The organism is Lactobacillus sp. UMNPBX6, from assembly GCF_002553975.1.
Taxonomy (GTDB): Bacteria; Bacillota; Bacilli; order Lactobacillales; family Lactobacillaceae; genus Lactobacillus; species Lactobacillus gallinarum.
In genome coordinates, this window is the sequence record NZ_PCZD01000017.1 from 25,129 (window position 1) to 33,079 (window position 7,951).

Genomic DNA, 7,951 nt, shown 5'->3' on the forward strand with positions numbered 1-7,951 from the left:
TTTATTTCCTTACCTCTGTAACTGTTGCTGTAACTTGTCCATCTTTAAAATGAAGATTTAAATGATCATCTTTTTTAATTTGATCAACTGAACTAATAGTTTCTCCATCTTCATTAGTAGTATAAACAAAGCCACGTTCTAAAGTTTTAAGTGGACTATAATCATCAAGTTGTTGAACTACTTTACTAAAATCACTACGCTTACTCTTTAGATAATGACGCATATTGTCATTTAACTGTTTAGTCAAAAAATTTTCTTGTTGTTTCATTCCTGCAATTTGCTTATCAGGACTAACGCTGAGCAAACGCTGTTTTAATAAACGATAATTTTGCAAAGAATTATTCACTTTATTTTGAATACTATTTTGCAGGCGCTGCTTTAATAAATCAATTTGTTGAATTTGTTGATCATAAAGTCGGGTAGGTTCTCTCATAATTACAGAGTTTTTAATTCGATTTAAACGATCACGTTTTTGGCTAATATTATTTTGCATTCCTGCAATTAACCGACTCTGTAATTGATGAATTCCTGCCAATTCATCTGCCAAATTAGGCGTCGCATACTCAGCGGCTGCAGTTGGCGTAGCCGCCCGTGCATCAGCTACTAAATCACATAAAGTAGTATCTGTTTCGTGTCCTACTGATGAAATAACCGGCATTGGCATTGCATAAACTTGCCGTACTACTTCCTCTTCATTAAAAGGCCACAAATCTTCTAGTGATCCACCACCACGACCAATAATCATGACATCATATTTATCGCCTTGTGCAGCAATCTGGCGCATGGCTTTAACTAATGAATCAGCCGCAGTATCGCCTTGTACTTGTGCTGGGAATAGATCAATTTCCGCATGAGGAAAGCGGCGGTTAGCTGTCACCATAATATCATGAATAACAGCTCCAGAAGCACTAGTTACGACTGCGATCCTATCAGGAAAACGTGGCAGTTTTCTTTTATGCTCTGGATTAAATAAGCCTTCCTTAGCTAATTTAGCTTGAAGTTGCTTTAATTGTTCATAAAGCGCTCCAAGTCCGGCCGGTTCCATATTCTCCGCATAAAACTGATATGAGCCCTGTGGTCCATAAACGCTAACATAGCCAACTACATATACCTTCATTCCTTCTTCAGGCTTGAATTTCACCTTATCAAAGTAGGAACGAAACATCACCACATTAATTTTAGACTTTTCATCTTTTAATGAAAAATACTGATGTGAATTTCGACGATAACGAAAGTTAGACAATTCACCTTGCAAAAACACCTTATGCAAGTAAGGATCATTTTTAAATTTTTGCGTAATATAATAATTTAAATCTGTAACCGTTAAATACTTATTATCGGTCATTTATTTTGTCTCCTAGTCAATTTAACTACTGCTTCCATCAAGAATTGCACAGTTAAGGGACCTACACCACCTGGAACAGGAGTAATATAACTGGTCTTTTCTTTTACTTTATCAAAATCTACATCACCGACTAATTTACCATCAACGTGGTTCATACCAACATCAACCACAACTGCACCATCTTTAACCATATCTGCTTTAACTAAAAATGCCTGACCAGTTGCAGAAACTAAAACATCTGCCTTTTTAGTAATTTCACCCAAATTTTTAGTTCTTGAGTGCGCAATCGTAACTGTAGCATTTTGTTCCAACATTAAAGCTGCTAAAGGCTTGCCTACAATATTGCTGCGGCCAATAATTACAACGTTTTTACCTTCAAGTGGAATTTCATAATGCTTAAGTAAAGCAATGATCCCTTCGGCAGTAGCTGGTTCTACAAAATGGTTACCCATCCAAAGATGACCAATATTAGCTGGAGTTAATCCATCTACATCTTTATTAGGATCAATTCTTTCTAGCAAGGCATCCGCATCAATTTGTTTAGGAGCTGGCAATTGTACCATTAAACCATTGATTGCTGGATCTGCATTTAATTTATCAATTAAAGCTAAAGCTTCTTCTTGCTTTGTATCAGCCGGCATTTGATAGATGTCTTGGATAATACCCATTTTTTCAGCACGACGCTTTTTAGTTCGAACATAGATTTTGCTTGCAGGATCGTCCCCAATATTTATTACGCAAAAATGTGGCGTTATTCCCTCATCTTTTAATTTCTTAACCTTTTCTTTAAGATTTTGACCTAATAAATTTGCAAATGCCTTACCATCAAGAATTTTTTCCATTATTTTTTCTCCTTATTACTAAAAAATAGCCGGCAAAGCTGCCGGCTATTCAATCGTTATTAAACAAAGTTTGCTAACATACCATTAATAAATGGTTTTTCTTTTGGCTCAGCAAATTCGTCACATAAATTTAAAGCTTCATTAACTGCTGCCTTAGGATCAATTTCATCACTATTCTTAATTTCAAAAAGTGCAACTTCCATAATAGCAACAACTATTTGACTTACACGTTCAAGACGCCAGCCCTTTTTCAAATGACTAGTTAATTCAGACTGCAAATCTTCACGATTTTCAAGTACGCCTTCAATTAGTTTCTTTGAATAGGCAGAAAGCTGTTTTAAATTAAGTGTTGCGACGACTTTTGCTTCCACATCTTCAGCAGTTAAATCTGGCTCTTGATTAGCCAAATATACTGCTTGCATAGCAACTTTTCGACTTTCGTGTTGGTTCATTATCTCTCTATTCATCCTCCGGAAACAGCTCTGAGGTGGTTTGACTTTCTTCAGCGTCATTTTCATCTTCTGGGAAAGCTAAGCCTACCACATGAACATTGATTGACTTAAGTTCAAGGTCAGTCATTTGTAACAATTGAGCCTTCAATTCCTTTTGAATTTCCATTCCCACTTTAGGAACATTAACGCCACTTTCAAGGTAGACATAAACATCAGCAATTAATTTATTATCTTCGTCAACTTTTACGTTAACGCCCTTACCGTGATCTTCACGGCCAAGAACCCAATTAAGTCCTGACTTTAAGCTACCACGCATTCCAGCAACGCCATCAATTTTTTCAGCAGCAATCCCCAAAATAACTTCTAGAACACTTGGATCAATTTTAATTTGTTCGCTGTTTTCTTCACCACTTAAGAGAATTTTTGAACTATCTGCCATTTTGTTACCTCAAAAAACTACTTATTTGCACGTGATACGTATGTACCATCAGAAGTGTTGATAGTTAATACGTCACCTTCGTTAATAAAGAATGGTACGTTAACTACCAAACCAGTTTCCATAGTGGCTGGCTTACCACCACCTGATGAAGTATCACCCTTGATGTTTGGTTCAGTCTTAGCTACCTTCAAGTCAACAGTATTAGGTAATTGAATACCTAAAGTTTCACCTTCGTGCATGATTACGTTAACTACCATGTTTTCTAACAAGTAGTTAGCTTCATCCTTGATTTGTTCATTTGGAATAGATAATTGATCGTAAGTTGAAGTATCCATGAATACGTAACTTGAACCGTCATTGTACAAGTATTGCATTGACTTAGTTTGAATATCTGCAGTTTCAACCTTTGCAGTTGAACGGAAAGTATATTCTTGGACAGCACCGGTTCTCAAGCTCTTAAGCTTTGAACGTACGAATGCACTACCCTTACCTGGTTTTACGTGTTGGAATTCAACAATACGCCATAAATCGTTATTGTATTGAATAGTTAAGCCATTCTTGAATTCGTTTACTGAAATCATTGTCATAATAAGTCCCTCATTTCTACAATTATTATCTTACCAATCTTAGACCGTTTTGGCTATAACTTCGGCCTATTAAAATATTAACTATAATGAAATTAACTCATCTTTAGGCAAAGTAGATAAAGTTTCAGGCGCTTGATCATGAATCAAAATATCATCTTCGATTCTAACGCCGCCTTTATCAGGCAAATAAATCCCTGGTTCAACAGTGTGAACCATATTATTAACTAGTTTAGTTGTCCTAAAAGGCAGAGCAGGTTGACATAATTCATGGATTTCAAGACCAATTCCGTGACCAATACCATGACCAAAGTATTTACCATAACCTTGCTCAGTTATATAATCACGAGCTGCCTTATCAACATCGTGGCCTGTATTTCCCACAACGGCTGCTTCAATACCTCGGCGCTGTGCTTCATGGACAATATCATAAATCTTGTGCATTTCTTCATCAACGTCACCTAAGGCAACCGTTCTAGTAATATCAGCCGCATAACCATGATAAAAACTACCAAAATCAATGACGATCATATCGCCTTCTTCAAGTTCCTTGTCACTAGCTACGCCGTGAGCCCAAGCCGAGCGCACACCTGAAGCAACAATTGTCTCAAAGTCTGGGCCGTCTCCACCATTTACTTTAAAAAGATAATCTAGTTTAGCACCAATTGCACGTTCCTTTACGCCAGGCTTGATCATTGGCAAAATACCTTTGAAACTTTCCATTGATATATCAATAGCTTTGCGTAAAGCAGCAATTTCAAGTTCATCTTTTACATTTCTGACACGTTCGACTAGTTCTTCAACCATTTCAAAATTAAGATCTGGATTTAATTCCTTTAATTTTGAAAATTCACTAGCTGAAACAAATTCGCCTTCTACCAAAACCTTTTTGATATCCATTTTCTTAAGGGCTTTAGTCAATTCTTCATAGTCACTTGAATGTTTCATTATTACATTCATTTCACCTGGAGCTTGCGCCTTAATTTGTCCTGCAAAACGTGAATCTGACAAAAGAATTCGCTCACCACTGGCCGTCAATATTAATTGTGCCTCTTCGCCGGTAAAATTAGTAAGATAACGATAATTAGCTTGATTAAAGATAATCATAGCATCTGCGTTATGTTCCTTAATCAAAGCTGTAACTTGATTAATACGATGGTTAATTAATGTAAGTAATTCCTCTTTATTTTCCATAATCAGATACCTTCTTTGCGTAATATATTTATTAATTATACTAAATCTGCTATGGAAAATACCATAAAAAAAGACGGGTGGCACTAGCTACCCGCCTTATTTTATATCTGAATTACTTAGCTTCTTCAGCTGGGTATACAGAAACTTGCTTCTTGTACTTGCCAAGACGTTCAAACTTAACAACGCCGTTAACAAGTGCAAATAAAGTGTCGTCTCCACCTTGACCTACGTTCTTGCCTGGGTGAATCTTAGTACCACGTTGACGGTAAATAATAGTACCTGCGTGGATAGTTTGACCGTCACCAGCCTTAGCGCCTAAACGACGACCAGCTGAGTTACGACCGTTGGCAGTAGAACCGCCACCCTTGTGGTGGGCAAATAATTTCATACCTAAAATATTCATAATCATTTCACCTCTGAATTAAGCTTCAATCTTTTCAACTGTAACCTTAGTGTAAGGTTGACGGTGACCATACTTGCTGTGTGAGTGCTTCTTAGGCTTGTACTTGAAAGTTACAACCTTCTTTTCCTTACCTTGCTTTTCAACTTTAGCAGTTACCTTAGCACCATCTACTAATGGAGTACCAACCTTAACGTCGTCACCATTAGCAACAAGGATAACTTCGTCAAAAGTTACTGAGCTACCTTCTTCAGCATCAAGCTTTTCTACAAATACGCTGTCGCCTTCTGCAACTTTGTATTGCTTACCACCGGTCTTAATAATTGCGTACATTTGTACACCTCCGAAAAAATACTTAGACTCGCCGAACTGAGGTGCTTCTTACTCAAGAAGACTTCTAACCCCGAGCCGTGCGGTTGCAGATGTGGAGGTCTCCACAAATACAACTCTTATAGTTTACTACCTAAAAAAGAATTTATCAATAAAAACAAAGCAGATATTAGTTATCTTTTGCTTCTTTATAGTCAATTGTTTGTGTTCCCTCGTAAGCAGGTAATTTATTTTCCGCACGATATAGTGCTCTTTCAAATGACCTATAACCTTTTGATGACGAAACTGCAAATTTCACCCCATATTTTGAAGCAAATTCTTGAATATTCCAAGTCGCATCATGAGCAGCATATGCTGTCATCAAAATCACAATATCAAGATCTTTAATTTGGCGTTCCATGACCTTCTTTTTACCTTCAAAGGCATCAATTGGAATCGGAATGCCATTATAACGATTAACTATTCCCTCTAAAACTCCTTCGTTTTGATTATCACCAATTGCAATACCTACTCGTTGATAGTGCAGATTCATATCTAATTTAGTTAATTCTTCTGCTGCTTTATCTTTGCTCTTGTCTTTCTTCTTATAAGAAAGGTCTGATTGTTTAGGTGGATCTACTTGATAAATCCAGCGAATTTGTACGGCATCAGCAGGATTTTTCTTAATGCGAACATCCCCAGTATACCAAGCTAAATCAACAATTGAGCCATCTTCCAAATGAATATTTTCACCTTGATAATAGCTTGAATCTACTGGAATGGTTATTGCCTTACCTCTGATGCGTAATTTTTGTCCTTTAATATTACGCGTAATTGCCAATTGTCCAGTTCGACCTTGCACAACCGCATAACGAAATTCCTCAATAGGATCATAATCTCGCGTACGTAATTTGCGATAGCCAACAACACGCAAAATTTCAGCTTCAAAATGAGGATTCTCTCGATCTTCTAGTGCTTCTACAATATCTCCGCTTTTCAAATTAAGCGAATGAATTTGTGATTCCTTAATGCGATAAACAATTTGACCATCATCATTAATTAAATTGCAACCAGAAAGTGCACGGATAACTGTATAGCGTCTACCTTTACGATAATCACGCTTAGGTTGCTCTTTAGGCTTCATCGCATCTTCAAAAATCTTTTTATTGACTGCCTCTTTAGTAGTCTTTGACTTTTGAATCGCTTGGTCTAGTTTGCCTAAAACATTGCCATAACGTTTACCCACACCAGGAACAAAAGTTAATTTATGTAGAGCTTCCAATGAAGTTTTCTTAGCTTTTTCATTCCCTGGTGTTTCGATTAAATTAGTTAATCCCATCAATAGTTGCTTAAATTGCTTCAAATCTGCATTTCGTTGGGCAATTGATTGAGTATTGGCATTTTTCTTTGGAGCGCTTTTTACTTTTGGTTTGTCCACATTTCCGCCATCAGCCATAGCAATAATTGCTTTGATGGCATTTAAACTGTTGGCTAAACTTTTGTCGTCTGCCTCCGTTTTATTTAAAATTACTTTGATATTATTACGATAATCGTACATATTTTCACCACTTTTTCAATTTAGCTATATTGTTTTATTTTTACTTACTTTAAGTATATATCAAACCTTTTGCTTTTTAAGTTAAGTCTCACTATAATCTAATAAAAATGATATTGAGACAACGAGGAGGACAATTATGGCTAAAACTCATCCCGAAGACTTAGACTGGAATAAACTCGGCTTAAGTATCACGATTTGCCTTATCGCTGGGTTGATGAATTTAAAGATGGTAAATGGCAAGGCGGCCACTTAACCCAAGACTCATCAATTACCTTTAATGAAGCAGCTGAAGAACTGCACTATGGCCAAGAGGTCTTTGAAGGACTTAAAGCTTATCGCAGAAAAGATGATGGCATTAATTTATTTAGACCTGAACAAAATGCTAAAAGAATGGCTAACTCTGCAAAACGACTATTAATGGAGCCTTATCCTGAAGACGAATTTATTAAAGCCGTTAAGGAGGTTGTTAAAGCTAACCAAGACTTTGTTCCTCCTTATGGTTCTGGCGGAACGCTCTATATTCGCCCATTCATGATGGGGATGCAGCCAATTGTCGGCGTGTCACCATCTGAGACTTATCAATTTAGAATTTATGCCACTCCAGTCGGAGCTTATATTAAAGGACTTAAGCCAATGCCTTATGAGGTCAGCGATTACGACCGTGCAGCTCCAGCCGGTACTGGCCAAGCAAAAACTGCCGGTAATTATGCCAGCAGCTTAATGCCATCATTAATTGCCAAGAAAAATGGATTTGCGGATGCTCTTTATTTGGATCGCCGATTGTAAAATTAAATTGAACACTTGATAAAAAATAAAAAGTCCATTCGG

Annotated in this window: 9 protein-coding genes, 1 pseudogene and 1 other annotated feature; of the genes and pseudogenes, 1 reads left to right on the forward strand and 9 read right to left on the reverse strand. The window is 36.9% G+C overall.

The window, feature by feature from the left end:
- Position 1: 1 nt before the first annotated feature.
- The 9 genes from xseA to CP357_RS04385 form a co-directional block, all read right to left on the reverse strand.
- Positions 2-1,345 carry an exodeoxyribonuclease VII large subunit gene (gene xseA / locus CP357_RS04345; protein ID WP_098036630.1) on the reverse strand — a complete coding sequence of 448 codons (1,344 nt, stop codon included), beginning with the start codon at positions 1,343-1,345 and terminating at the stop codon, positions 2-4.
- Positions 1,342-2,187, reverse strand: coding sequence for a bifunctional methylenetetrahydrofolate dehydrogenase/methenyltetrahydrofolate cyclohydrolase (locus CP357_RS04350; protein WP_087176429.1), 846 nt, complete (start codon positions 2,185-2,187; stop codon positions 1,342-1,344). The genes xseA and CP357_RS04350 overlap by 4 nt, the downstream gene beginning before the upstream one ends.
- 59 nt (positions 2,188-2,246) lie before the next feature.
- The gene (nusB, locus tag CP357_RS04355) at positions 2,247-2,639 is read right to left on the reverse strand and encodes a transcription antitermination factor NusB (RefSeq protein ID WP_025005855.1); all 393 of its coding nucleotides are present in this window, start codon (positions 2,637-2,639) and stop codon (positions 2,247-2,249) included.
- A gap of 7 nt (positions 2,640-2,646) precedes the next feature.
- Positions 2,647-3,078 (reverse strand): Asp23/Gls24 family envelope stress response protein, encoded by a 432-nt coding sequence (locus CP357_RS04360; RefSeq protein WP_025005856.1) that lies wholly within the window; start codon positions 3,076-3,078, stop codon positions 2,647-2,649.
- 17 nt (positions 3,079-3,095) lie between these two features.
- Positions 3,096-3,665: an elongation factor P gene (efp, locus tag CP357_RS04365; protein ID WP_098036631.1), complete on the reverse strand. Its 570-nt coding sequence runs from the start codon at positions 3,663-3,665 to the stop codon at positions 3,096-3,098.
- 81 nt (positions 3,666-3,746) lie between these two features.
- Positions 3,747-4,856, reverse strand: a complete 1,110-nt coding sequence (locus CP357_RS04370; protein ID WP_098036632.1) for a Xaa-Pro peptidase family protein — start codon at positions 4,854-4,856, stop codon at positions 3,747-3,749.
- 112 nt (positions 4,857-4,968) lie between these two features.
- Positions 4,969-5,259, reverse strand: coding sequence for a 50S ribosomal protein L27 (gene rpmA, locus CP357_RS04375; protein WP_007125344.1), 291 nt, complete (start codon positions 5,257-5,259; stop codon positions 4,969-4,971).
- Between the two features lie 18 nt (positions 5,260-5,277).
- Entirely contained in the window at positions 5,278-5,589 is a 312-nt protein-coding gene (gene rplU, locus CP357_RS04380; RefSeq protein WP_003627604.1) for a 50S ribosomal protein L21, read from the reverse strand.
- Positions 5,590-5,603: 14 nt separating this feature from the next.
- Positions 5,604-5,684, reverse strand: a sequence feature (ribosomal protein L21 leader region).
- Between the two features lie 71 nt (positions 5,685-5,755).
- On the reverse strand, positions 5,756-7,123 hold the full coding sequence (locus tag CP357_RS04385) for a DUF2325 domain-containing protein (RefSeq protein WP_025005859.1): 1,368 nt from the start codon (positions 7,121-7,123) through the stop codon (positions 5,756-5,758).
- Positions 7,124-7,259: 136 nt separating this feature from the next.
- Between CP357_RS04385 and CP357_RS04390 the strand changes: the two are divergent.
- Positions 7,260-7,897, forward strand: a pseudogene (locus tag CP357_RS04390) (aminotransferase class IV); the annotation flags it as partial.
- Positions 7,898-7,951 lie beyond the last annotated feature (54 nt).

What these genes read in the sequence shown, in the direction of transcription:
- xseA (WP_098036630.1), bottom strand. Translation starts at nt 1,345, where the DNA reads ATGACCGATAATAAGTATTTAACGGTTACAGATTTAAATTATTATATT.
- CP357_RS04350 (WP_087176429.1), bottom strand. Translation starts at nt 2,187, where the DNA reads ATGGAAAAAATTCTTGATGGTAAGGCATTTGCAAATTTATTAGGTCAA.
- nusB (WP_025005855.1), bottom strand. Translation starts at nt 2,639, where the DNA reads ATGAACCAACACGAAAGTCGAAAAGTTGCTATGCAAGCAGTATATTTG.
- CP357_RS04360 (WP_025005856.1), bottom strand. Translation starts at nt 3,078, where the DNA reads ATGGCAGATAGTTCAAAAATTCTCTTAAGTGGTGAAGAAAACAGCGAA.
- efp (WP_098036631.1), bottom strand. Translation starts at nt 3,665, where the DNA reads ATGACAATGATTTCAGTAAACGAATTCAAGAATGGCTTAACTATTCAA.
- CP357_RS04370 (WP_098036632.1), bottom strand. Translation starts at nt 4,856, where the DNA reads ATGGAAAATAAAGAGGAATTACTTACATTAATTAACCATCGTATTAAT.
- rpmA (WP_007125344.1), bottom strand. Translation starts at nt 5,259, where the DNA reads ATGAATATTTTAGGTATGAAATTATTTGCCCACCACAAGGGTGGCGGT.
- rplU (WP_003627604.1), bottom strand. Translation starts at nt 5,589, where the DNA reads ATGTACGCAATTATTAAGACCGGTGGTAAGCAATACAAAGTTGCAGAA.
- CP357_RS04385 (WP_025005859.1), bottom strand. Translation starts at nt 7,123, where the DNA reads ATGTACGATTATCGTAATAATATCAAAGTAATTTTAAATAAAACGGAG.